22 protein-coding genes and 1 pseudogene are annotated in these 23,646 nt (G+C 61.6%); 16 read left to right on the top strand and 7 right to left on the bottom strand.

Features of this window, described 5'->3' with window-relative positions; genetic code table 11:
* Nucleotides 1–113 precede the first annotated feature (113 nt).
* The 4 genes from panB (at nucleotide 114) to LB556_RS28895 (ending at nucleotide 3,398) form a co-directional block, all read left to right on the top strand.
* Complete coding sequence (gene panB / locus LB556_RS28910; protein WP_063169249.1) at nucleotides 114–950, top strand: 3-methyl-2-oxobutanoate hydroxymethyltransferase; 837 nt, start codon at nucleotides 114–116, stop codon at nucleotides 948–950.
* Entirely contained in the window at nucleotides 947–1,855 is a 909-nt protein-coding gene (gene panC / locus LB556_RS28905; RefSeq protein ID WP_063169248.1) for a pantoate--beta-alanine ligase, read from the top strand. Before panB ends, panC begins: the two co-directional genes overlap by 4 nt.
* A 98-nt stretch (nucleotides 1,856–1,953) precedes the next feature.
* Nucleotides 1,954–2,673, top strand: coding sequence for a LuxR family transcriptional regulator (locus LB556_RS28900; protein ID WP_063169247.1), 720 nt, complete (start codon nucleotides 1,954–1,956; stop codon nucleotides 2,671–2,673).
* 92 nt (nucleotides 2,674–2,765) lie between these two features.
* A complete protein-coding gene (locus LB556_RS28895) occupies nucleotides 2,766–3,398 on the top strand; it encodes an acyl-homoserine-lactone synthase (protein WP_063169246.1) in 633 nt (210 codons plus the stop codon).
* Nucleotides 3,399–3,763: 365 nt separating this feature from the next.
* Here the strand turns inward: LB556_RS28895 and LB556_RS28890 are convergent, their stop codons facing one another.
* Nucleotides 3,764–4,012 carry a DUF6074 family protein gene (locus LB556_RS28890; RefSeq protein ID WP_063169245.1) on the bottom strand — a complete coding sequence of 83 codons (249 nt, stop codon included), beginning with the start codon at nucleotides 4,010–4,012 and terminating at the stop codon, nucleotides 3,764–3,766.
* A 599-nt stretch (nucleotides 4,013–4,611) separates the two neighbouring features.
* Between LB556_RS28890 and LB556_RS28885 the strand changes: the two genes are divergently transcribed.
* From LB556_RS28885 to LB556_RS28880, 3 genes are all read left to right on the top strand, one after another.
* Complete coding sequence (locus LB556_RS28885; RefSeq protein ID WP_224570941.1) at nucleotides 4,612–5,082, top strand: Crp/Fnr family transcriptional regulator; 471 nt, start codon at nucleotides 4,612–4,614, stop codon at nucleotides 5,080–5,082.
* On the top strand, nucleotides 5,075–5,209 hold the full coding sequence (locus tag LB556_RS31765) for a hypothetical protein (protein WP_256754986.1): 135 nt from the start codon (nucleotides 5,075–5,077) through the stop codon (nucleotides 5,207–5,209). Before LB556_RS28885 ends, LB556_RS31765 begins: the two co-directional genes overlap by 8 nt.
* A 174-nt stretch (nucleotides 5,210–5,383) precedes the next feature.
* Entirely contained in the window at nucleotides 5,384–5,629 is a 246-nt protein-coding gene (locus LB556_RS28880) for a hypothetical protein (RefSeq protein WP_063169243.1), read from the top strand.
* Nucleotides 5,630–5,818: 189 nt separating this feature from the next.
* Here the strand turns inward: LB556_RS28880 and LB556_RS28875 are convergent, their stop codons facing one another.
* On the bottom strand, nucleotides 5,819–6,208 hold the full coding sequence (locus LB556_RS28875; protein ID WP_024505560.1) for a hypothetical protein: 390 nt from the start codon (nucleotides 6,206–6,208) through the stop codon (nucleotides 5,819–5,821).
* 703 nt (nucleotides 6,209–6,911) lie between these two features.
* On the opposite strand from LB556_RS28875, the gene LB556_RS28870 reads away from it, so the two are divergent.
* Nucleotides 6,912–8,129, top strand: coding sequence for a cation:dicarboxylate symporter family transporter (locus tag LB556_RS28870; protein ID WP_082826565.1), 1,218 nt, complete (start codon nucleotides 6,912–6,914; stop codon nucleotides 8,127–8,129).
* Between the two features lie 6 nt (nucleotides 8,130–8,135).
* Here LB556_RS28870 and LB556_RS32105 read toward each other — a convergent pair whose 3' ends face one another.
* The gene (locus tag LB556_RS32105; RefSeq protein WP_063169242.1) at nucleotides 8,136–8,558 is read right to left on the bottom strand and encodes a hypothetical protein; all 423 of its coding nucleotides are present in this window, start codon (nucleotides 8,556–8,558) and stop codon (nucleotides 8,136–8,138) included.
* Between the two features lie 759 nt (nucleotides 8,559–9,317).
* On the opposite strand from LB556_RS32105, the gene LB556_RS28860 reads away from it, so the two are divergent.
* Nucleotides 9,318–10,319: an ArdC family protein gene (locus LB556_RS28860; RefSeq protein ID WP_063169241.1), complete on the top strand. Its 1,002-nt coding sequence runs from the start codon at nucleotides 9,318–9,320 to the stop codon at nucleotides 10,317–10,319.
* A 157-nt stretch (nucleotides 10,320–10,476) separates the two neighbouring features.
* Here LB556_RS28860 and groL read toward each other — a convergent pair whose 3' ends face one another.
* The 3 genes and pseudogenes from groL to LB556_RS28845 all read right to left on the bottom strand — a co-directional run bounded on the left by groL (nucleotide 10,477) and on the right by LB556_RS28845 (nucleotide 12,901).
* Entirely contained in the window at nucleotides 10,477–12,132 is a 1,656-nt protein-coding gene (gene groL, locus LB556_RS28855) for a chaperonin GroEL (RefSeq protein WP_063169240.1), read from the bottom strand.
* A 65-nt stretch (nucleotides 12,133–12,197) separates the two neighbouring features.
* A pseudogene (gene groES, locus LB556_RS28850) lies at nucleotides 12,198–12,491 on the bottom strand (co-chaperone GroES); the annotation flags it as partial.
* Between the two features lie 62 nt (nucleotides 12,492–12,553).
* Nucleotides 12,554–12,901: a hypothetical protein gene (locus LB556_RS28845; protein ID WP_063169239.1), complete on the bottom strand. Its 348-nt coding sequence runs from the start codon at nucleotides 12,899–12,901 to the stop codon at nucleotides 12,554–12,556.
* 1,010 nt (nucleotides 12,902–13,911) lie between these two features.
* Here LB556_RS28845 and LB556_RS28840 point away from each other — a divergent pair.
* The 7 genes from LB556_RS28840 to LB556_RS28810 all read left to right on the top strand — a co-directional run bounded on the left by LB556_RS28840 (nucleotide 13,912) and on the right by LB556_RS28810 (nucleotide 21,879).
* Nucleotides 13,912–14,235, top strand: a complete 324-nt coding sequence (locus LB556_RS28840) for a DUF736 domain-containing protein (RefSeq protein WP_024505644.1) — start codon at nucleotides 13,912–13,914, stop codon at nucleotides 14,233–14,235.
* A 181-nt stretch (nucleotides 14,236–14,416) separates the two neighbouring features.
* The gene (locus LB556_RS28835) at nucleotides 14,417–14,686 is read left to right on the top strand and encodes a helix-turn-helix transcriptional regulator (RefSeq protein ID WP_024505645.1); all 270 of its coding nucleotides are present in this window, start codon (nucleotides 14,417–14,419) and stop codon (nucleotides 14,684–14,686) included.
* Nucleotides 14,683–15,231: a S26 family signal peptidase gene (locus tag LB556_RS28830; RefSeq protein ID WP_024505646.1), complete on the top strand. Its 549-nt coding sequence runs from the start codon at nucleotides 14,683–14,685 to the stop codon at nucleotides 15,229–15,231. Before LB556_RS28835 ends, LB556_RS28830 begins: the two co-directional genes overlap by 4 nt.
* Nucleotides 15,219–15,902, top strand: a complete 684-nt coding sequence (locus LB556_RS28825; protein WP_024505647.1) for a lytic transglycosylase domain-containing protein — start codon at nucleotides 15,219–15,221, stop codon at nucleotides 15,900–15,902. The genes LB556_RS28830 and LB556_RS28825 overlap by 13 nt, the downstream gene beginning before the upstream one ends.
* Before the next feature lie 178 nt (nucleotides 15,903–16,080).
* On the top strand, nucleotides 16,081–18,051 hold the full coding sequence (rlxS, locus tag LB556_RS28820) for a relaxase/mobilization nuclease RlxS (protein WP_063169238.1): 1,971 nt from the start codon (nucleotides 16,081–16,083) through the stop codon (nucleotides 18,049–18,051).
* A 355-nt stretch (nucleotides 18,052–18,406) separates the two neighbouring features.
* Nucleotides 18,407–19,393, top strand: a complete 987-nt coding sequence (locus tag LB556_RS28815; RefSeq protein WP_024505649.1) for an AAA family ATPase — start codon at nucleotides 18,407–18,409, stop codon at nucleotides 19,391–19,393.
* A gap of 17 nt (nucleotides 19,394–19,410) precedes the next feature.
* Entirely contained in the window at nucleotides 19,411–21,879 is a 2,469-nt protein-coding gene (locus tag LB556_RS28810) for a S8 family peptidase (protein ID WP_063169237.1), read from the top strand.
* A 206-nt stretch (nucleotides 21,880–22,085) separates the two neighbouring features.
* Here the strand turns inward: LB556_RS28810 and LB556_RS28805 are convergent, their stop codons facing one another.
* The gene (locus LB556_RS28805) at nucleotides 22,086–23,645 is read right to left on the bottom strand and encodes an E2 ligase fold family C protein (RefSeq protein WP_024505651.1); all 1,560 of its coding nucleotides are present in this window, start codon (nucleotides 23,643–23,645) and stop codon (nucleotides 22,086–22,088) included.
* Nucleotide 23,646: the final 1 nt, after the last annotated feature.

Genomic DNA, 23,646 nt, shown 5'->3' with positions numbered 1-23,646 from the left:
AGCCAGCACGTCAACACCGGAGTACTCAAGCGCTGTTTTTAGCTCTTCGCAGTCGCACAAAAATATGCCAAACGCGACACCCGCTGTTGGTAACGTAAGGGAAGGGGCCTCGGTTGAGCGCGGCTGGTGAGATAAAAGGGATGACTCCTCCAGATATTCGATCGCGAAAAGGCCAGACGCCACTTGTATGCTTGACGGCCTACACCACGCCGGTCGCGAGGCTGCTCGATCGCCACTGCGACATCGTTCTTGTCGGCGACAGCGTCGGCATGGTGCTGCACGGCCTGTCGTCGACGCTGGGGGTCACGCTCGACATGATGATCATGCACGGACAGGCCGTTCGCCGCGGCCTTGAACACGCGCTGATGGTCGTCGACCTGCCCTTCGGTTCCTACGAGGAAAGCCCAGAGCACGCTTTCGGCAACGCTGCGCGCGTGATGGGTGAGACCGGTTGTTCAGCGGTAAAGATCGAGGGCGGCGAGACCATCGCGGAAACCATCCGCTTCCTTACCGCGCGCGGCGTACCTGTCATGGCCCATGTGGGCCTGACGCCGCAGGCGGTAAACACGTTTGGAGGCTATCGTGTGCAGGGCCGGGGAGCCGATGCAGAGCGGATCAGGCGCGACGCCAGGGCGGTAACTGAAGCTGGCGCCTTCTCCTTGGTGCTGGAAAAGATACCGGAGCAGCTTGCACGGCAGATAACCGCCGATATCGACATACCCACCATCGGCATCGGTGCCTCGCCAGCTTGCGACGGCCAGATTCTGGTGAGCCACGATATGCTCGGGCTCTTCACCTCATTTCGGCCGAAGTTCGTCAAACGCTATGCCGAGCTCGGTGAGCAGGCTGAGGCGGCAATCGCCGCTTACGCCACCGATATGCGGAACCGGCACTTTCCGGCGGTCGAACATCTCTATGTCAACGCCTTGAAGGCCGGTGACTTCACATGAGCGTGCCGATCGCTCGAACCGTGAGCGAGCTGCGCGGCGTCGTTGCGCAATGGCGTCGCTCGGGTGCCACGATCGGTATTGTGCCGACCATGGGAGCCTTGCACGACGGGCATCTGAGCCTCGTGCGGAAGGCGCTCGAAAGGGCCGAGCGGGTGATCGTGACGCTGTTCGTAAACCCCAAGCAGTTCAACAGCCCCGCCGACCTGATTGCCTACCCTCGGACGGAAAGCGACGATGCTGCCAAGCTCGCTCTGCTGGGCACGCATCTGCTCTATGTGCCGGACACAGAGGAAATGTACCAGGTGGGCTTCGCCACGGCCGTTTCAGTGTCCGGCATCAGCGAATGCCTTTGCGGCGCATTCCGGCTCGGCCATTTCAATGGCGTGGCGACGGTCGTGGCCAAGCTCTTCCTGCAGGCCGGCGCTGACTTCGCCTTTTTTGGCGAAAAGGATTTTCAGCAACTTCAGCTTGTCAGGCGCTTGGTCCGGGATCTCGACATTCCGATCACTATTGTGCCCTGTCCGACAGTCCGCGAAGCCGATGGTCTTGCGCTATCGTCGCGTAACGTGCGGCTCTCCCCAGCCCAACGCGCCATTGCCCCAAAACTAGCATCGGTCCTGCTCGATACGGCCGAGCGGCTTGCACGCGGCTCCCCCATCCTGCCTACGCTTGATGAAGCGCGTGCAGCAATTCTGGCTGCCGGCTATCGCGAGCTCGAATACCTGGAGCTTCGCGGAGAAACAGACCTGCAATCGTTAGCAAGCCTTGACCGACCGGCACGCTTGCTTGCTGCGGCTTGGCTTGGCGACACGCGGCTCATCGATAACGTCGCAATATCACCCATCGGTAGTTGGTCAGGTGGGCGGAGCTCTCTCCAATCGGAAGCAGCACAGCAATTGCGGTGATGACGGCGGCGCGTCGTATGCCCTGCAGGGACAGGCCATCATTTAGAACCACGTCTCCGTCGGCTTCCAGCAACCTCCGCGAGGTACGCTAAGCGCAGATGCATCGCGTATTTGAAACCTTGGTCGAGCAACTCTCTGCAAGCGTCGATGCCGTCGATCTCCATGAGGCAATGGCGTCCGCCGCAGCCGGGTTCGACTTTCCGCTCTTCGCTTATTTCACCTACCCATCCGCTTCCGGCGACAGGCCGCGATTGATCTCGAATTATCCATCATCATGGACATCACATTACCTGCAACAGCGCTACCACAGCGTGGATCCCGTGATCCTGCGGGGACTGCGGGGCTGGGATACCTTCGACTGGGGTGTGGACCGCGATCACCGTTATTTGCCGACCTCTCAGCAGGAAGTCCTGGAAAAAGCAGCTGAGTTCGGCATTCGCGGCGGACTGACCATGTCGATGCATGATCATCGCGGCCGGTTCGCCGCACTGACCTTCGCCTCCAACGAGGCGCATCCGCCATTTCTGAGGTCGCTGACGCGCTACGAAAAAGCAATGCAACTGGTTGCGATCAACGTTCATATCCATGCCCGGCGCAGGCTCGCCGAAGATTGCGTGGTAGATGGCATAATGCTCACCCGGCGGGAGTTCGAGTGCCTGAAATGGGCGGCGTGCGGCAAGTCGGCCTGGGATATCAGCCAGATTCTCGGTGTCTCGAAACGCACCGTGACCTTCCATCAGGAAAACGCCAAGGCGAAGCTTGGCGTGCGAACCATCAACCAGGCCGTAGTGCGGATGGCTGCTCGGGCGAGATCCTGATCCTCTCCAAGTCTAGCTGTAAAGGTCTACAGGCTGCATTCATGACGGCTTTGCCCTTCGATTGCGTGGACACATCCCGCACGGAGACGACAATGATGCAGCTGATAACACCCGACTGCTACGCCGAGTTTGCGAGCGAACTCAAGGAAATGCACGGACTTAGGTATCGGGTTTTCAAGAAGCGGCTCGATTGGGAAGTGCAGACCGAAGGCGAAATGGAAACGGACTCGTTTGACAGCCTGAACCCCGTCTACCTGCTTCTCAAGGGGTCCGATTGGCGAACTTGCGGCTGCGTCCGCCTTTTGCCGACCACCGGACCGACAATGTTGCGCGATACGTTTCCGACGCTGCTGGATGAGATGGTGGTCCCTGCGAGTGCCGATATCTGGGAGAGTAGTCGTTTCGCGCTCGATCTCCCTGCGACAGCGCCGAAGGCAGCTGGCGGCCTGGCCCAAGCAACCTACGAGCTCTTCGCGGGGATCATCGAATTCGGCTTGGCCAACAATCTCTCCGGGATCGTAACGGTGACAGATACGCGCATCGAAAGGATCCTTCGTCTCGCGACCTGGCCGTTGTCACGTATCGGACAGCCCAAGCAGGTCGGCAACACCGAGGCAGTCGCCGGCTTCCTCGATATTTCCTACGCCAGTCTCTTGCGCATCCGCTGGAGGGGACGCCTCAACGGGCCGGTGTTGTGGCAACCAGTTCTCATCCAATCGGCATAGCGCCTGCGGATGCTCAGCCGTGACTTGAGTTAAGTCTGCTCACGGCCGCCACCGCCGCCGTGAGGGTGAGCGGACCCGCCCCACGAGCTTTCGACTGTTCCGGTCGATTGGCTCGCGCGGCCGGACTTTGGATTTCCGTAGGCGCAACCCGCAGTCCAGCGTGAGCACGCCAAAATGGCGCCCCTCCGCTTCGTCCAAAGAAGCCAACGTGGCTTCTGAGGTCGTCTTAGAATATTGGACCGGCCGCCGTGAGCGATCGCAACCTCAAAGCTTTGCCGGTATGCCGGTTTGGCCGGACCGTCGGCCAGTCGGAGCAGTCCCCCGATAAGGACCCGAGCTGACGCGCGGTCCAACAGCGCCCGAGCCTATGCTTTGTGCATTACCGTTCGGTTGGCCATGTCGTCCAAGACCGCATGAAGAAGGCTTCCAACCTCCTGCGCAGCGAGCTCTGGCGCAATTCCTACATCGGACAATTGAATGAGCATTTTCTTGGCGGCACAGCGCCAGAACGCGCTCGCCGCCTCGCCGTTCTTGGTCTCGAGGGCCTGGGCGATACTTTCGACCAATATACGTCGCCGATGCAGCGGAAATACGCAAATGTTTGATTCATGCATCAATCACCTCACAGATTCAGTTCCACAAAGAAAAACACCGGCGTCTTCAAAAGAGCCCCGCTAGCGCGGTGACGGTTCGCGGCGACATGACGAGTTCCACTTCCCCATCGACAAGCCATTGGGAGATGAGCCGCCGGACCGCATATCCGGGACCGCACATAAGGTGAACCACCATTGCTCATCCGGCTGCATTTTCCTGGGCCGTTCGACGAGGCGTTCCAGCCGAATTGACGTCCAATGACTTGATCTCTGAAAGGGCAGGGCGGTACGAATCACCCGACTGTTCCGCTGCTTACATTCCTGCGAGCTTGTGTATGAACGATTAAAGCGTGCCCGAGCCGTTCTTGGTGGCCGCCGCAGAAGGGAATCATGTCATCCGCTGCCTATCGTAGGCGGCGCGACTTCTAGCATGACTGCACTGCCCCGACAGGGCTTTGCAATCGCGCGTTTCGAAGCCTATGCTTTGGCATCGGCCGGCATTTACTTCGGTGCAGCCGACAGTAAGACGTACGCGCTCTTGCCCCGTTGGAAGAGAGCCTTGCCCGATCCCTCTTTCGCGACCAGGTGCTGAAGCCCTCACCCCGCAGGACTTCGCGCTTTTGCGACCATCGCTGCATCACGTCGAACCGGGCATCAAGGACAAGTTGGAGGTCGCGCATCAGCCGATCAAGAACGTATATTTTCCCGAGAGGGGCATCGCGTCGGTGGTCGCCACCATGACCGGCGGGCGGCAAGGTGAAGTCGGCATTGTCGGCTATGACGGGATGAAAGGAATTGCCGTCATTCTCGGAAAGGAAAGCACTACCTGGCGCCTGCCGGTTGAAAACCTTCGCCCTGCGATTAGCCCGTCGCTTCGCACCTCAGTGCTGGACTATGCCCACGCGTTCCTCGTCCAATCATGCCGGACGGCACTGGTCAATGGCCACTCCAAGGTCGAAGAACGGCTGGCCCGCTGGCAGCTGATGGTCCACGACCGTGCGGAAGGAGATAAGATCCTCCCGACGCATGAATTTCTGGCGACCATGCTCGCGCCCACCGCCCGGGGTCACCACGGCCCTGCAAATGCTTGAGTATCGAGGACTGGTGCACGCCAAGCGCGGCGAGATCACGATCATCGACCGTGCCGGATTGATAAAGCTCACACATGGCGCTTATGACAAGGAGGAGCAGCGTTATTTCGGCCTGGCCGCTGCCTGAAGCATGTCGGTTGAAACGGGTTCAGCCGACGTCTCCTTGCCCCTCACCAGGTCGCCCAAAAGCATCAGCGGTTTTGAACGAATCGCAGCGATTGTCCGCAATCGGACATAGGCTTGAAGGCGGTCGAATTCGTGCCATAAGTCGGGTTGGTCAGGGTTCAGGGAGGAATTCGTCATGACCAATTCGTTTCACACCGTCACCGTCGAAAAAGCCGCAGAAGCCTATGTCCTTTCCAGGGGAAGGGTCCGCTTTCTCTCCATGGCGCAGGCGATCCGCGCCATCCGAACACTAATGCCGGCATGCAAGGCCACCGACCGCGAGTTGGAGGAACTGTTGGCGGCCGCTTCCTTCGTTCATGGCGTGCCCGTCGCCTTCGACACAAAAACAGCCGATGGTGTAGAACCACGGCTGCATTCCTAAGAGGGCATGCCGCGCCATGCAGACTGTCAGAGGGCATTCGTCAGATGGTAGTCCGCTAACTTAACTGCAGAGTCTAAAGGACGTGTTCCAGCATTGCGAACTCACCGATCGCTTTGTTGCCAAAGCTGCCAGCAAGCGATCGCCTCATCCAGCCGTTTGCACCATCTCATCACAGACATCATCGCGATGCTACCTGTCCAGCATATGTCCAGCATTTCGCAAGGCGGCCAGAAGGAGCCTCGCATAGCCTGTGACATCGATCTGGGCCTGCATCGAAAGGGGCATGCTGGTCCAGTTCTCCAACGGTGCAATGAAAGGTGAGAAGGTGCCATTGACAAGGCAACAACAGCTAACAAGGCCCTCTCGGTCCAATGCCACCACACCGATCTTGTCGCCTGGATATCCAATGGCTGCGACTCGCTGGACCTCCAGGTCACCGTCCACCCGCACGTCAAAAAGAAGGCTACCACGGCTCCTCGTGGCTATCTCAGCCGCCTTCTCATCAAAGCTTGAAGAGAGCAAGCGGACGCTTTCCACCGCCATCTGGAAAATCACCAAATCCAGTTCATTCACGGCCATATGGGCATTTCCGCGCAACGGGTGGTGATTGCAATGACACATACTGCTTGTTCACAGATGTCGGTCACGAACGATCATTCGTCGGGTTCCGGTTCCGACCAACGGTGTCGCCACCTGATCGTGCTGCGGTTCGAACCTTCCGAACGCGAGCCGAGCGCGCTATGAGGTTGGAGTCTAGGTCTCGGACCCTGCCTCGCGGCCTGCTCATCTTTGGCAGACCCGTTGCAACGCCGCCGCGATGGCGCAAACGCCAGATGACGCTGATCCATCGCTTGATCGTGAACTGAGCTTCTGAACACCATTGGGACAGCAGGGTGGAAGGGCTTGACCAACGCTGCCCCCGTTTTCCAAGAGGACCCGTCCTCGATTGAATCTTTCGAGCCCCGTGCAGCGCGCAGCCAAATGATGACCATCTGGACCCAGCTCGCAGACCGCAAGGCAAAGAGGGAACCTTCCAGGCAGCCAAGCTGCGTCGACGCAAAGAGCGGCCTTTGGAGTTCCCAGAATCGACCCTTCCATAGTTGCGACAGGCAACCACTGCACGAGTGTGGGAGAGCGAATCGCAAGCATTGCGTGAGGTCCTGCGCGTTTTCCCCTCTTGCTATTTGGCACATCGTTTGCGCCGAAGTGGGCGCAGCGTTCGACCGGAGCACTGCATGGGAGAGGGAGGAGCCCCACCCCGATCCGGTCAAGGAGAGAGACGGTGTTGGTTCCAAGAGTTCCCCGCGCGATCTTAGCGCCCCGCAAGCGCCATTTTGCCCGGACCTACGTGCAGGTACTTGCCGCCATAATCCTGGGTGCCGCAATCGGCTATTTCCATTTGGAGACCGGCCACAGCCTGAAGCCGCTCTGCGATGCCTTCGTCGATGTCGTCAAGATAATCACCGTACCTGTCATCTTCCTGACAATGGCGACCGGCATTGCCGGCATGAGCGATCTGCAGAAGGTCGGCCGAGTTGCCGCCAAGGCGATGGTTTATTTCCTTACCTTCTCGACGCTAGCACTCCTTGTCGGGCTGATTGTCGCGAATATCGTTCAGCCTGGCGCCGGCCTCAACATCGATCCGGCCTCGCTCGATGTCGAAGCCGTTAAGGGCTATGTGGCCACGGCTCACGAGCAGTCCGTGACCAGCTTCCTGATGAACATCATCCCGTCAACGATTGCCAGTGCCTTCGCGGAAGGCGACATCCTGCAAGTCTTGTTCCTCTCGGTCCTGTTCCTCTCGATCCTGTTCGGCGCGGTCTGCCGCTACAACGGCCGCTCGCTCTTCTCTCTCGTCCGATACATCAAGGACGAGCTGCTGCTCGCAATGTCCTCCTCAGAGGCCGCGCTGGCCTCGCTCATGGAGAAGATGGAAAAGGCCGGCGCCACGCATTCGGTCGTGGGTCTCATTCCATTCAATCTGGACGGCACGAATATGATGCTCGCCGCCCTTTTCATCGCCCAAGCGACGAAAACTGATCTCCCGATCGGCTGCCGGATCCTCATGCTGTTTGTCGCATTGTTCCCTTCGAACGGAACAACCCGCATTACCGGTGCAGGCCTCGTCACAATGGCTGCAACGCTCTTTCTTGTTCCGGCCGCACCGGTCACCTCCGTGGGGCTTATTCTTGGCGTCGATCAGCTTATGTCCGAATGCCACGCGCTGACGGTTTTTCTCCGCAGCGTAGCGGCAACGCTGGCTGTCACCCGGTCCGGGGCGAGCGGGATAAACGACGATTCGGGGAGCGCCTCACTAGCGGACCGTTCAGCGCTCTGGCGGTGGACGGTCAAGTCGCCCGGCGTGGTGAACACAATTCCCCGTGCGAACGACGCTCAGCTATTGGGGTGGACCCGATGGCGCAAAGCCGTATTTGAGAAACCGCCAGATCGCACCGGCACCTGTGCGCCTGTAGCAACTGCGGGGCACGATCAAAACTGACCCATTTTACACCAAAAAGGCGGCCGTTGCTGCCACGCCGTCCATGGATTGGAGACTCATGTCTAAGCCGACTGCCATCACTGTCGCAGCTCTTCTTTTACTCCTCGCCTTGCTGGCGAGCCAATATAGCGCGAACCTGCACCGGCAGGCGTGGTCGACCGACAGGCAAAAGTGGAGCGGCGCATTCGACAACGATCTCCTTCGCCAATCGCCGGCAACCCGCAAGGCGATGCCGTTCTGGTCATATTCAATGACTACCACAACTGTCCGCATTGCAGACTGGCTGATATCAACTACCAAAAAGCCTTCAAGCATGAGCCCAATCTGAAGCTTGTGATCAAACAGTTCCCGGTCCTGGGACCGGATTCCCAATTCCCAGCCTTCGCCGCACTCGCCTCGAGAAAACAGGGAAAGTTCGACGAATTCCACCGCGCCCTTATGATTTCCCCCAGTTGAAGGGTCACTCTCAAGATCGCAGCGCGTGTAGGCCTTGACGTTGAGCAGCTCAAGCGGGAATGCAAGATCCGGCCATCGCAGATGAAATGCGCGCGTCCGCGCACTCGCGAAAGGTCTGCACTTAGACGGTACGCCCGCGTTGGTGGTCGGCGATATAGTGGTCGCCGACCTTGTGGACATGGCCAGCTTGCAACGCTTGCATCGCCGATGCGCGCTCAAAGCGTGCTGGCTCTCGTGCGGGGCAGCATCTGTAGACCGGCCACGCTGTTGTTGCCGGAGCGTGCCGTTTGTGGCAGCTGGCTTTGCTGTCGCTCCTCGTAATCTTGTTGCGGTCATCCAGCTGCCGTGGGCGCCAACAACAATCCTGAGCGCCCGCGCCTGAAGTCGCTGGCCGGGTGCTCGTGAACCGAGCCCGCTTTTCTTCGGCAAGCTCAGGCGGTCTTGGCCCTGCGGCATCGCCCCCTGGCGCGGGGCAGCCTTCGGCTGCTGACGGTCGCCGGCCTGTCGGCCGGCGTCTTTCTATTGTGGCCTTCCCCCTGGCGCAGGGTGGGCAGCACTCCCTTCTAGGCCCGCCGCGGCGTCCCGCAACCCTTCGCTTGTCGCTTTCGGGTCCTCCACTCCGTTCCGGTCCTGCTGATGCAGTCCGCCTCCGACGGCGGGCCTTTCCGGTCGCTTTTGCCGCCCACCCCGCTTCCGGGGAGGGCGCGCGATTGTAGAGCGGAGGACATCACGATGCGTGCAAACAACAAACGTTGCGGCAGCCGACAGGCTGGCGCAGACAGCGGCGGGCGCACCGGCGCCAGCCTTTATCAGGAAATCACCGACCGCATCATTGCCGAACTGGAGCGCGGCACCGTGCCATGGGTCAAGCCGTGGGGCAGGGCAAGGACAGGCCTCGGCCTGCCGCGGAATGCGGCCACCCAGCGCCGATATTCCGGCATCAATATCCTGATCCTGTGGGGCGCGGTCATCGAGCGCGGTTTCCCCAGCCAGAACTGGCTCACCTTCCGGCAGGCGCTTTCGCTTGGCGGCAATGTCAGGAAGGGCGAGCACGGCACCACCATCGTTCACGCTGACCGCTTTGTTCCCAAGAACGAAAAGCAACGCGCCGACACCGATGGCGACGAACCGCAGGCGGTGCCCTTCCTGAAGCGCTTCACCGTCTTCAATGTCGCGCAGTGCGATAATCTGCCCGAACATCTTTACGCCGCCGGCGAGCCTCTGCCTGAGCGCGAGATGGTCCCGCAGGCCGAGGCGCTCATTCATGCAACCGGCGCTGATTTTCGCGTCGGCGGCGAGCGCGCCTTCTACATGCCCGGCAGCGACACCATACAGGTGCCGCCGCAGCCGGCTTTCTTCCACCAGATCGACTATTACCGGACCTGCTTTCACGAGCTTGGCCACTGGACCGGCCACCCGAGGCGACTCGCGCGCGACCTGTCCGGCTCCTTCGGGTCCAACACCTATGCGCGCGAGGAACTGGTCGCCGAAATCGCATCAGCCTTCATCTGCAGCAGTCTCGGCATCGAGCCGACCGTGCGCCATGCCGACTACATCGGCTCATGGCTGACGGTTTTGCGCGAGGACAACCGCGCCATCTTCCGCGCCGCAAGCCATGCCTCGAAAGCCGCCGATTTCCTGCTTGGCCGCAATGTCGATGTCGAAGGCGAGGCACATGCCGAAACCGCCTATGGGAGCGCGCAATCCTCACACGCGACCGCCTTGCGCCTCTGATGACGCAAAGCCGCGCGCAACCAACTCGACAGTTCTTTTGAGGTTGCCCTAACGCCGATGGCCGGCGTTGGCGTCGATCGTTCATCGGACCGAGGTTCGCAAAAAAAGAGGGCGGCATTGATGCCGCCCTCTCGTTGCGAAAGCTGCCAGAGCTGGATTAGAAATCCATGCCGCCCATGCCGCCCATGCCGCCGCCGCCCATGCCGCCAGGCATGCCGCCGCCAGCCGACTCCTTCTTCGGAGCCTCCGCGATCATGGCTTCGGTGGTGACCAGCAGGCCGGCGACCGAGGCCGCGTCCTGAAGAGCCGTACGGACAACCTTGACCGGATCGACGATACCCATGGCGATCATGTCGCCATACTCGCCGGTCTGGGCGTTGTAGCCGAAGGTCGCGCCCTTGTTCTCAAGGATCTTGCCGGCAACGATCGATGCTTCCGCACCGGCGTTGGCCGCGATCTGGCGGGCCGGAGCCTGCAGCGCACGACGCACGATGTTGATGCCGGCGGCCTGGTCGGCATTGACGCCGGTGGCCTTGATGTTGGCCGAAGCGCGCAGCAGCGCGACGCCACCACCAGCAACGATGCCTTCTTCGACGGCCGCGCGGGTCGCGTTGAGGGCGTCATCGACGCGGTCCTTCTTTTCCTTGACTTCGACTTCCGTCGCACCGCCGACGCGGATCACCGCAACGCCGCCGGCGAGCTTCGCCAGACGTTCCTGCAGCTTCTCCTTGTCGTAGTCCGAAGTGGTCTTTTCGATCTGCTGCTTGATCTGGGCAACGCGGCCCTGGATCTCGGCCTTCTTGCCGGCGCCGTCGACGATGGTGGTGTTCTCCTTGGAGATCGACACCTTCTTGGCGCGGCCGAGCATGTTGAGGCCGACGTTCTCGAGCTTGATGCCGAGGTCTTCCGAGATGACCTGGCCACCGGTGAGGATGGCGATGTCTTCCAGCATGGCCTTGCGGCGATCACCGAAGCCCGGCGCCTTGACGGCGGCGATCTTCAGGCCGCCACGCAGCTTGTTGACGACCAGCGTGGCCAGAGCCTCGCCTTCGACGTCTTCCGAGATGATGAGCAGCGGCTTCGAGGTCTGCACGACGGCTTCGAGAACCGGCAGCATGGCCTGGAGGTTGGACAGCTTCTTCTCGTGCAGGAGGATGTAGACGTCCTCGAGTTCGGCAACCATCTTGTCGGCGTTGGTGACGAAGTAGGGCGAGAGGTAGCCGCGGTCGAACTGCATGCCTTCGACGACTTCGAGTTCGGTCTCGGCGGTCTTGGCTTCCTCAACCGTGATGACGCCTTCGTTGCCGACCTTCTGCATCGCTTCGGCGATCATCTTGCCGACCGAAGCATCGCCGTTGCCGGCGATGGTGCCGACCTGGGCAACCTCTTCGGAGGTCTTGATCTTCTTGGCGTTCTTGATCAGGGTCGCAACGACGTCGGTTACCGCGAGGTCGATGCCGCGCTTCAGGTCCATCGGGTTCATGCCGGCGGCAACGGCCTTGTGGCCTTCCTGGACGATCGACTGCGCCAGAACGGTCGCGGTCGTGGTGCCGTCGCCAGCGATGTCGTTGGTCTTCGAAGCAACTTCGCGGACCATCTGCGCGCCCATGTTTTCGAACTTGTCCTCAAGCTCGATTTCCTTGGCGACGGTGACGCCGTCCTTGGTGATGCGCGGGGCGCCGAACGACTTGTCGATGACCACGTTGCGGCCCTTGGGGCCGAGCGTGACCTTCACCGCGTCAGCGAGGATGTTGACACCGCGCAGCATGCGCTCGCGGGCATCGCGGGAGAATTTTACGTCTTTGGCAGCCATTTTTAGCTCCTGGCAGGGGCTTCAATCGAGCCCGGGAATTCAGTTGACGAAAGGGCCTGATATGAGCCGATGATGCCCATGATGTCGGATTCCTTCATGATCAGAAGGTCTTCGCCATTGAGCTTGACTTCCGTGCCCGACCACTTGCTGAACAGGATGCGGTCGCCGGCCTTGACGTCCAGCGGGACCAGCTTGCCAGCTTCGTCACGAGCGCCGAAGCCGACAGCGATGATCTCGCCTTCCTGCGGCTTTTCCTTTGCCGTGTCGGGGATGATGATCCCGCCAGCGGTCTTGGATTCGGATTCGACCCGGCGAACGACCACGCGGTCATGCAGCGGGCGGAACTTCGACTTTGCCATTTTCGGATTTTTCCCTGGTGCGCTGTTGAGGGGTTTTTGTTAGCACTCGCGATGGACGAGTGCTAACGCGATAGTGAGGTAGGCTGTAAGCGGGCACTCGTCAAGACGGACGAGGGCAGGCGAGGAGCTCTGGCCCCCTCCCCGGTGGAACCCAACGCATACGCGGCATCCGCGTTGATGGCTGCGAGCCCCACATTTCCATTGAATTCGGCGTCATGACGCCAACTTGCTCGCGCCGCTTCCAAGTCGTCAGTCGTGCTGCCGTCAGCACGAACATAGGGCTGCGCTTCACTTCCCGTCGAAGCCGCGGCAAGCAGCGTCGCCGTCAGCACGCTCCTTTGCAGATGCTTGCCAAAGGTGGACAGTGAGCGCACCTGCGCCGGGCTGTTGGTGCGAACGTAAGACGTCATTGACAACTCCTTTTTGCAAGTCGAGCCCCTTCTCCACCTTCGGCCGCCGTCGACGCGAAGAAGTCCGCATCGCGTTGAAGACGAGCTGCGAAAAAGAGAAAGATGTGTTTGATGGCTGCGGCCCCAACGGTGCCTTCAGATTTGAGATCACTTCCGCCGCGAGCGGCTGAAGCTCCTCGCAACGTCAAATCGAATCTGCTGCCAAGCCTCCAGGAAAGGAGAGCATTGCTCATCTCGCGCTTGTGCATGCAGTCAACCTTCGATCCGTGTTGCCACATCAAGAGCAAATGCCGTGCCAAAGCTCACTGGGAAGTGAACGCATGGCTCTCCCTGAAAACCTCACAAATCCAGCATGGTCAATTGTGCGGAACCCGACATGCGTCTTCTGCCACTGTCAGCTTTCGGACAGGCATGACGCGTTTCGCGCCGACCACCGGTCGATCGGTTTTGGGGCCGGTCTGTTCGCCTCATAAGAGCGCGTTACATTGCGTAGCGGTTTCCCGAGCGCCGCCACATGACACTGGACCTGCAGGTAGCACCGGCTTCTCATCCAGCCTTACTTTGGCCCCCTCGCGTATCAAATTCCCGCTGGCGAGCCCTGCTTTCATAGATCGCACCATGCCGGATGTCTGCTCTGGCGCCCGACCCGCTGGCACGATCTCGATCCGGCATAAGGGCGCAGCATCTTTGCAGGCCGTTTCATCCCGGCGTCCTGCTTGGCTGACAGACCGCACTTGGCGAGCGGTCTCCATGCTCTCTCCAAGGACCATCCCTGCGGCTGGCTTGTCGACCTATGGGCGGGTCCGGCCGCCCGAAACCCTCGCGCCATCAGCTTTTTTCCCCGCCGCCTGCGGCGGCTTCCTCGCGCCGCTTCGCTCACAAAAAAGCTGCCCGCTCGGGTCCTTCACTGTCGCTGCGGCCCTGTCGGATTCAGGCGGTCCTGACGCGCCCATTACGGTGCGCCATCGCAGGGGATGGTCCCCGGCGAAACCACAAAAGGAGACTTCGAAATGACCGCGATCGGTTACGTCAACAAGCAGGAAAACGGCGCCTACAAGGGCCAGTTCAAGACGCTCAGCGTCCGCGCCGACATCGATATCGTCCCCAACCAGGCCAAGAGCGCCGATAACCATCCCGACTTCCGGGTGCTTACGCAAGGGGTCGAAGTCGGCGCTGGCTGGATCCGCACCGGCGAGACTTCCGGCAAGGATTATGTGAGCCTGTCGATTGCAGCGCCGGAGTTCGGACCGCGCAAGCTCTACGCCAATCTCGGCCGAGCCGCCGGCCAGGACGATCACGACACCTACGCCATCATCTGGAACCCGGCCGACTGACCGGCCGAGATAAGAGCCTCGCGCCGCAGCCCCGGCGCGGGGCTCATTCCCAGGAGTTCCACCCAAACCCCGTCCGCCCTAAAGGGCGGCGAAAACTCTCCCCCGACTCTTCGCCCGTCCCCGAGACGATCTCCCTCGCCCATCCTCGCCCTCGCTTGTCCGAAGCGAAACGAGGATCATCATGGACGACGAAAACGAACGCGCGGCCCGCGCGAAAAAGGGCAGCCCGTTTCTCAGCACAGCCCAAGCCGCCTTCTATATCGGGCTCTCCCAGCGCACGCTCGAAAAGATGCGGCTCAAGGGCGGCGGCCCGAAATTCCGCAAGCACGGCCGCTATGTCCGCTATCACATCGACGAACTCGACCATTGGTCGAAAGGACACCCGCAGCACTCCATCGCCGGCGATGGCAAGGCCGGTTCCGGCCAGGGCGGCACGGGAGGCCGTTCATGAGGCGGCGCCCTTCCATCCATCTGATCGGCAGCCGCCTGAGGCGTGTTCGAGCCCGTAAGACGGTCGCCTTGGCCGCGGCCGGTCTCGGTCTTTTGGGCTTCACGGCGCTGGGAAAGCCCGCCCCTTGGCTGGTCTGGAACGCCTCGGCCAGCGCGCCGATCGGCCTTTACCGCATCGCTGCGGGAGCGCTGGCGCGTGGCGATCTCGTGCTCGTGCGCCCGCCTGAATACGCGGCGTATCTCGCCGCCGAGCGCAGCTATCTGCCTCGCAATGTGCCGCTGGCAAAACGTCTTGCAGCGCTGCCGGACGATAATGTCTGCGCCTTCAATGACGCCATCATCATCGGCGGCGACATCGTCGCGCGCCGGCTCAAAATCGACGCCGAAGGCCGACCTTTGCCATGGTGGAACGGCTGCCGAGCGCTCGGGGATAACGAGGTTTTCCTGCTCGGCAGCGACAAAAACCGCTCCTTCGACAGCCGCTATTTCGGGCCTGTTCCCACTCAAAATGTCATCGGGAGGCTCGTACCACTATGGACCGAGTGACCCTCCTCTTGTTGGGCATGATCGCCATTGCGCCATGCGCCTGTTCCGCCTCGACCGGCGCTGAGCCGGTCGCCATCTCCCAAAGTCCGCAGCTGCGAAAGTGGCAGACGTTGGTATCGGAAGCAAGCCGGCGCTTCCATATTCCCCAAGCCTGGATCTATGCCGTCATGGCTGCCGAAAGCGGCGGCAAGACAATGCGCGGCGGCCGCCCCATCACCTCCCCCGCTGGCGCCATGGGCCTCATGCAGGTGATGCCCGGCACCTATGAAGAGATGCGGGTCGAACACGGCCTTGGGCCTAACCCCCACGATCCGCGCGACAATATCCTGGCCGGCACGGCCTATCTCAGTGCCATGTATGACCGCTTCGGATTTCCTGGCCTGTTTGGCGCCTACAATGCCGGTCCCGAGCGCTACGACGAGCATTTGAAGCGTGGCAAACCGCTGCCAGAAGAGACCGTCGAGTACCTCGACCAACTCAAGGCGGCCGGAGTTTCGGCGGCCGACATCGAGGCGTTCGAAAGCCAATCTGTCGCTCCAAAGGCGCAAATCGCTCCTCTCGGACGGTCGCTGTTCTTCATTCATGACGGTGTTCACTCAGGCGTGCGAAACGGCGATCTCTTCGTGCCGCTCGGCAAGGACGGCGCGCAGCCGAAGGAGCCGGTGCGTTAGCCATGGCGGACGGGGGCGCGTCTGGCGGGGCTGGGCGCGGAAGGCAAGATAAAGGTACCGCCTCCAGGAGGCGGTTAAATCTTTGTCTGCACATCGTTTTTCCGGGAGGCTGCCGCCGGTGCCAAGAGGGTTTGACGTGTAAGTGTCTGATTTTGCTTGATATGTCTGGGAGGCTCGCATTAAGGATGACGAGTTCAGGCCGAAGCTCGGCAAAATCGGGTCGCGCGGCTCGAAGGCCGGCAAACGCTATGCCGGCCAGGTTCGTGCGGCGATCAACCGGGCTGGCGGCCGGCCGCAACGCGGTGGTCGCTTCACAGGAAGCCGGACAGGGCGCGGCGGGGCGGCCGCCGCACTGCTGAAATCGCGCGACCGGTATGCCGCCTTCCGCCAGCGCCGGGTGATCGTCAAGGCGCGGGTCGTCAAGCTCGCCGGCAAGGGCGCGGACGGGGCGCGTGCCCATCTACGCTATCTTCAGCGCGACGGGGTCACCCGCGAAGGTGAACCTGGCGAGCTCTACGGCGCCGACAGCGGCCGCGTCGACGGCAAGGCGTTCATCGATCGCGCGGACGGCGACCGCCATCAGTTCCGCTTCATCGTCGCTGCCGAAGACGGCATCGAGTACGACGACCTCAAGGCGCTGACGCGGCGGCTCATGGCGCAGATGCAGGAAGACCTCGGCACGAAGCTCGACTGGGTCGCGGTCGATCATTTCAACACCGGCCACCCGCACAGCCACATCATCGTCCGTGGCAGGGACGACCGTGGCGAGAACCTGGTCATCGCGCGCGAATATATCTCATCTGGCATCCGCGAGCGGGCGGCCGAGCTGGTCAGCCTCGATCTCGGTCCGCGAACCGACCGCGAGATTGAGCTTCGCCTGCGCCGGGAAATGGAGCAGGAACGCTTCACCAGCATCGACCGTCGGCTGCTCAGCATGCGTGATGATGACGGCCTGGTCTCGCCGGGCGGTCCCGACGCCATTCGCCAGACGCTGCACCAGGGACGGCTGCGCAAGCTCGAGCGGATGGGTCTGGCCGCGGAGGTCGGCGCTGGCTCCTGGCGCCTCGACGATGAGCTCGAAGCCACGCTGCGCCGCACCGGCGAACGCGGCGACATCATCAAGACCATGCACCGCGAACTGACCGGCAAGGGGCTTGCCCGCAGGGCCGCCGACTGGGTGATCCACGATCGATCCGGCGAGCCCGTCCAGTCTCTCGTCGGTCGCGTTGTCGCGCGTGGACTGGCCGACGAGATCAATGACCGCCATTACATGATCGTCGACGCCGTCGACGGTAAGAGCCATTGGATCAACATCGGTAGAGGCGAGGCGATGGAAACGATGCCTAATGGCTGCATCGTGCGTGTCGCGCCAAGGAACACCGAGCCGAGGCAGGTCGATCGTACCATCGCCGAAATCGCCGCCGCGCATGGCGGCCGTTACGACGTCGATATGCACCTGAAGCATGACCCATCCGCCACCGAGAGCTTTGCGCGAACGCATGTGCGGCGGCTGGAGGCGATCCGCCGCGCGACCGGCGGCGTTGAGCGAGAGCCGAACGGCACCTGGCTCATCGCGCCGGACCATCTCGATCGCGTCGCGAATTATGAGGGCCAGCGGGCCAGGGCCGAGCCTGTCGTTGCCGACAAGCTCTCCTCAATGGCGCTGGAGCGACAGGTCAGCTTCAACGGCGCCACCTGGCTCGACCGGGAGCTGGTTGCCGATAGACCCGAGCCTTTGCACGGATCCGGCTTCGGCCGCGACGTGAGAGAGGCGCAAGCTCGCCGGCGGCAGTGGCTGATCGCGCAAGGCCTCGCGCATAAAGAACAGGATGGGATCGTCTATCGAGCCAACATGCTTTCGATCCTGCGCCAGCGAGAACTGAACCGTGTTGCTGGCCAACTGTCGGAGGAACTTGGCCTGCCCTATGCCGAAGCGCGATTCGGAGGACGAGTAGAGGGTACGCTCCGCCGCTCCGTCGAGCTTGCCAGCGGAAAATATGCCGTCGTTGAAAAGTCGCGCGAGTTCACGCTGGTGCCATGGCGGCCGGTGCTTGAGCGCCATGTGGGCAAGGAGGTCTCCGGTGTCGTGAGTGGGGAGGGGATTTCATGGACCGTCGGCCGGCAAAGGAGCGGACCTGGTGTTTCGTGAGATGGTGTACAGCTTTTTAGCCAGCGGCGCGGGCAGCCATGCGAGCCCGCGTAGACCTTATGGCCGCACGCCCGCAATCGGTCGCATGGACCTGCCAGGCGGGGCGGCTTTGGAGCGTTCGGACCCGACACGCTGCGTGAGTGGCCAGACTTCGAGCGCTCGAAGATGCGGACTGTTGTCTGCTGGCCGGCGTTATTCCGGCTGGCCTATGACCGCGGCGCAACAGTTCACCGCTGAAGTTGCCACGGGCGAACATCGACAAGAGAAAAAACACCATTGCGCGTTACAAATCGCCGTTGAAAGCGTTTAGGTTGCATGCGCTTCGCCAAGTAAACGGATACCCCAGAAGAGAGCCATGACCACGGCCCGCCATATCGTGACGCTGCTTAAAAGCCACATTGCCGGCGACGAGGATCGTTTCCTCTCTATCGCGATGCAGCTTGCTGCGCATGAGGCACGTCAAGGCCATGGCAAGCTTGCTCAGGAGCTCAAGGATCTGGTCGACGCAGCCAAGAGCAGGGACGCCCGGATTGCCAAGAGCAGTCGGCCGGTTCCCCTTTTTCAGCCAAAGGGCGAACTCGCAGGCCTCCTGCATGTGCGCTATCCGGACCTGCGACTGACGGACATGATTTTGCCGGACAGTCTGCGCTCGCGCCTGCACCGCGTGCTGGGAGAGCAGCGCCAACAAGCAAGCTTGCGCGAGCACGGGCTTGTTCCCCGTCGCAAACTGCTTCTGGTCGGCCCGCCAGGATCAGGCAAGACGATGACCGCATCGGCATTGGCCGGGGAGCTTCATCTGCCCCTTTTCATGATCGTCCTCGATGGTTTGATCACCAAGTTCATGGGAGAGACTGCCGGAAAGCTGCGGCTTGTTTTTGATGCAATGCAGGCGACGCGGGGCGTCTACTTCTTTGACGAATTCGATGCCATCGGCGCGCGTCGAGGCGAACGCCAGGATGTTGGCGAGATTCGGCGCGTGCTGAATTCGTTTCTGCAGTTTCTCGAGCAAGACGACAGCCACAGCCTGATTATTGCGGCAACAAATCATCCCGAGCTGCTCGACAGAGCTTTGTTCCGCCGTTTCGACGATGTCATCGAATACGCCGTGCCCGATCGGCCGATTATCGAGGCGCTGCTTCGGGCTCGACTCGACCGCTTCGACACCAGAGGGCTTGCCTGGAACGAGGCGATCTCTCAGGCAGAGAGACTGTCGCAGGCCGAGATCACCCGCGCGGCCGACGACGCTGCAAAAACCATCATATTGCGGGGGGGGAAGCGGATCACCTCGGAAGCGCTCATCGACGCTCTGAAGGAACGCCGGCAGGCTTCGCTGTCTGAGTAGCGACAGCACAGATCATAATGGCAGACGATTTTCCGCGCGACCGCGCCCATATCCACCTTCGCAACAACGGCATTCGGGAAGCCTATCGGCGGCCCAACCAACTTATACATGCACCGCCGCTGCCGGCGCGTGATCGGGCGTCGCATGCTGCGGCCTTGACGCAATCCATCGAACAAGCGGTCGAAAGTGCACGCCAGCAGATTGCGGCGCGTGACCCCCAGCTGTCGGTCGGCACGCCTGGCTTTTACCTCGAGATCGATCTGCCCATGTCCGGACGGGCGGCCCTCGACCAGTTGGCCGATCGTCGCCAGCACATGGAGCTGGTCGCCGTCCATGAGCCAACTCAACCCGGTGCTCCCATCACAGCGTCGGTGTTCCTGCCGCAAAGCGCGCAAGCCTATTATTTGCGGAAAGTCGAGGCGTATCGAGACGTTGACACTGACCGCGGCAGACCGCGCAACGAGCCGCTCGTCTCCCGCATGGAGACAGTCAGGCTGGCGACTGCACGATCGTTGTTTACCGACCACGACGACCTCTTCCCCCAGGCCGCTGACGAGCAGGTGTGGTGGGAAGTCTGGCTGCGCGACGGTCGCCGCGAGAACTTCGAGCACATTGCCGAAGCCCTGAACATCACTTTGCGCACGCATGCGGTCAGGTTTCCGGAGCGGGTGGTCATGCTGGCACTCGCCAGCACGGCAATGCTCGACCGCATGATTGCGCACAGCGATGTCGTCGCCGAGCTGCGGCGCGCGAAGGATACGCCGTCCTTCTTCATGGGCCTTGGCGGCGCGGAGCAAAGGGACTGGAGCGACGAGCTTCTCGGGCGCGTCAGACCGCCTCAATCCGATATTGCGGTCTGCATTCTCGACAGCGGCGTACGTCGCACCCACCCGTTGATCGAACCCGCACTTGCCGTTGAAGACTGGCACACCGTCAAACCGGCATGGGGCAGCGACGACACACCTGCGTGGAGCGGCCACGGGACGCGAATGGCAGGTGTCGGCCTGTACGGTGATCTGGTCCCGCTCCTGGTCGGAGGCGATCCAGTTCCATTGCCCTTTCGGCTGGAGAGTGTCCGTATCCTTCCGCCAGAAGACGAGGCAAACGATCCAGAACTCTATGGCTCGATCACCGCGGAAGCGATCGCCCGCGCCGAGGTGCAGGCGCCGGAGCGCCGCCGCGCGATCGCAATGGCTGTGACAAGCGCCAGTCCGGCGCGTGGAAGGCCCACATCGTGGTCTGCCGCTATCGACCAACTCTGTTTCGAAGAGGAGCAGCGACGCTTGATCGTTCTCTCTGCCGGCAACATCGGCGATGACCTCATGCCGGCCGAGCATTTGACGCGCAACGATCTGGAAGCAGTCGATGATCCTTCTCAGGCCTGGAATGCGCTGACGGTCGGCGCTTTCACAGAAAAGGTCGATATCATTGACACCGACTTTGCGGGCTACGCTCCGATCGCGCCGGTCGGCGAGCTCTCGCCGCGCAGTCGCACTTCGGTCGTTTGGGACAGGCAGTGGCCGGTGAAGCCCGAGGTCGTCTTCGAAGGCGGCAATCTCGCCCATGACGGTGTGTTGCCTGGCGAGCCGATCGACGATCTGCAGATATTGACCACTTTCTATCGACCCGAACTGCGCCACTTCACCACCCTCGGAGATACGAGCGCGGCAACGGCCCATGCCGCACGGATGGCGGGACTAATTCTATCAGCGCGCCCCGAGCTGTGGCCTGAAACGGTTCGCGCCCTGATCGTCCACTCGGCCGAATGGACTCCGGCGATGCGCGCACGCATCGATGCGTGCAACGGAGCGAAGGGCGAGATCCAGGCGCTCGTGCGGCGCTATGGTTACGGCGTGCCAGATCTTGGGCGCGCGCTTCTGTCAACGGTGAACGACCTCACGCTTATCGTTGAAGATGAGCTTCAGCCTTTCCAGCGCGAGGGCGGCGCGGCTGCCAAAACGCGTGACATGAAGCTGCATCGCCTGCCTTGGCCGAAGGAGCAGCTCGCGGCGCTCGGCGCTGCCCAGGTCGAGCTCCGCGTCACGCTGTCCTATTTCATCGAACCCAACCCCGGTGAACGCGGATGGACCCGCCGGCATCGTTACGCGTCCCATGGTCTTCGGTTCAGAGTAAAGTCAGCGACCGAGACAGTCGACGAATTCCGAGCCCGCATCAATCAGGCCGCTCGGGACGAGGAGGAAGGGGCGCCTGCTGGAGGCGGAGAAGAGTGGCTGCTCGGCACCTTCCGCGATCGCGGCTCGTTGCACGCCGATTTCTGGTCGGGCAGCGCCGCCGATCTCGCCGAGCGTGATGCGATCGGCGTGTTCCCGGTCGGGGGCTGGTGGAAGGAGAAGCCTTACCTGGAACGCGTCGACGCTCTGGCTCGGTACGCCCTGATTGTGACGATGCGGGCGCCTGGGGTCGATGTTGACATCTTCACACCCGTCGAAGCAGCCCTGACTGTCGAGACGTCGGTCGAGACCTGATGCAGCACTGTCCAAATCGGCCAACAACGGAGGTTTGACCAGCCTCTGGTGCCATGGCGGCTGGTGCTGGATCATCACGTCGGCAACAGGGATCATGCGCGGAGGACGATAGGCCGGCAAAGGAGCGGGCCAAGCGTGTGATAATGGCGCCCATGGTCACGCCCACAAGCCGCGCCCCCTGCGTCTACGGAGAGGTGCGCGTCTGTTTAGGCGGCCGAGACATCGCTTACCTGATCAACGCGCTCGCCGTATTTGCGCCTGTAAGCGGCAATGAAATCGTCGTCGCTACAGATGCAGCGGCCGCTGGAGTCCTTGGCCTTCGGATCGTGCAAGTGAGAGCCAAGGGGGCGCAGAAGATTCACCCGAGTGCTCGTCGTCGGGCTCATGGGAAACCCCGCACTATGTTTGACCAAATCCGCGGCAAGCATAATCCCGGCAAGCACCGACTGAAAGGCCATCGGAACCACAGTTCGAACGCGGCGACTTCCTTCGCTAAGCTGGAACACCAGACCGCCGCAGATAGCCTGCTGATAAAAGGAGCGCAGGGGCTGGCCGACAAACGGGGCTAGCGGTTCAAACGGCACAGCCATCGCTGTAGCCACGCGAACTACAAAGTCGTTGGGAACTCCGGCATTGGTCTGCAGGAGCGTTTTCACCTGCTCGTGTGCTTCCGGTATTCCGAGTTCCTCGGCAATCAGCTGGTGCTCGTCCTTGGATTTTCCGGATGGCAGGTACATGCAACAAAGGCAAGCCTGGCCGTCATCGAAACCATGCCGGGAGATACCGAGATCGTGCTCCTGCGTCCAAGCGTTTGCGATCCATCGCGGCAGTGCACCTTGGACAGCCAGACGGTCGGCGGCGGTGTCAAGCGCCACACCCACTTGGTCGAAGACCCAATTGCCCCGGCGCGCAACATATTCTGCCCACGTCAGAGGGTGCGCCTCGACCTCAAGGGCAGTCGATCTAAGGGCGGTGGCTGCAAGAACCGCTTTGGACATACCAATCTCCGCCTGGCCAGCCAATGCGTAGCGCTGCAGGTTTGAGAGTTCGATCGCTTCGTGATCGATTACATGCAGACGACCTTTGAGATCGGGTTGTCTCGCTAGCGCCCAAAGCGAGCCATGGCCTATCGCACCGAGCCCAACGAGGTGGGTTTCGCCAAGGTCGACTGGGAAGTCGATCGGGCCAGGCTCTCCGGCTTTGGTCTTGTCGTAGCTGCATAGCGAGAGGTCGATGGTTTCGTCCAACTCGGCGCCGGTCAACTGGGCAGCGAAGATAGTTCGAAAGACGTTGGCGGCGCCGAAGCAACTGGCGGCGCCAGCTCCATAAGGCAGCAGACTTGGGCCAGAGCCCACCGGGTCCGTACGCGACAGCTTTGCCGCCCAACCGTCCGATCCCACGAAAAAGATCGGGCACCGGAGTGATGGGCGCGTTACCCCTGCAACGACGCAGACGGTGGCAGACTTGCCGGAACGCCGGATGCCGACTTTTGGATTGATCGACTTTGCCAAGCGCTCCAGCGCTTGGGCTTGAGAGCTCGCCGCGCTGTCCAGCGGGAGTATCGCCAGAACCGGGTAGAGCCTAGCGAGCAATCTCACCGCAAGATCTAGTGTCGCCTGGCCTTCGGCGCAGGAAGCGGCCTGATGGTCGAAGGCGACTGCCACGACCTGCTTTTCAAGAGCTGCTTTGAAGTCTCCCAGATGAAAATCGGCCAGGACCTGAGATGCCGCCGTGGCGGCGCGATCGATGAAGTTAGCGAATGCCATT

The sequence above is a fragment of the Mesorhizobium sp. ES1-4 genome (assembly GCF_020164745.1).
In the GTDB taxonomy this organism is placed as follows: Bacteria; Pseudomonadota; Alphaproteobacteria; order Rhizobiales; family Rhizobiaceae; genus Mesorhizobium.
Note: the sequence above shows the minus strand (reverse complement) of the source record. Positions and strands in the feature narration are given on the sequence as shown.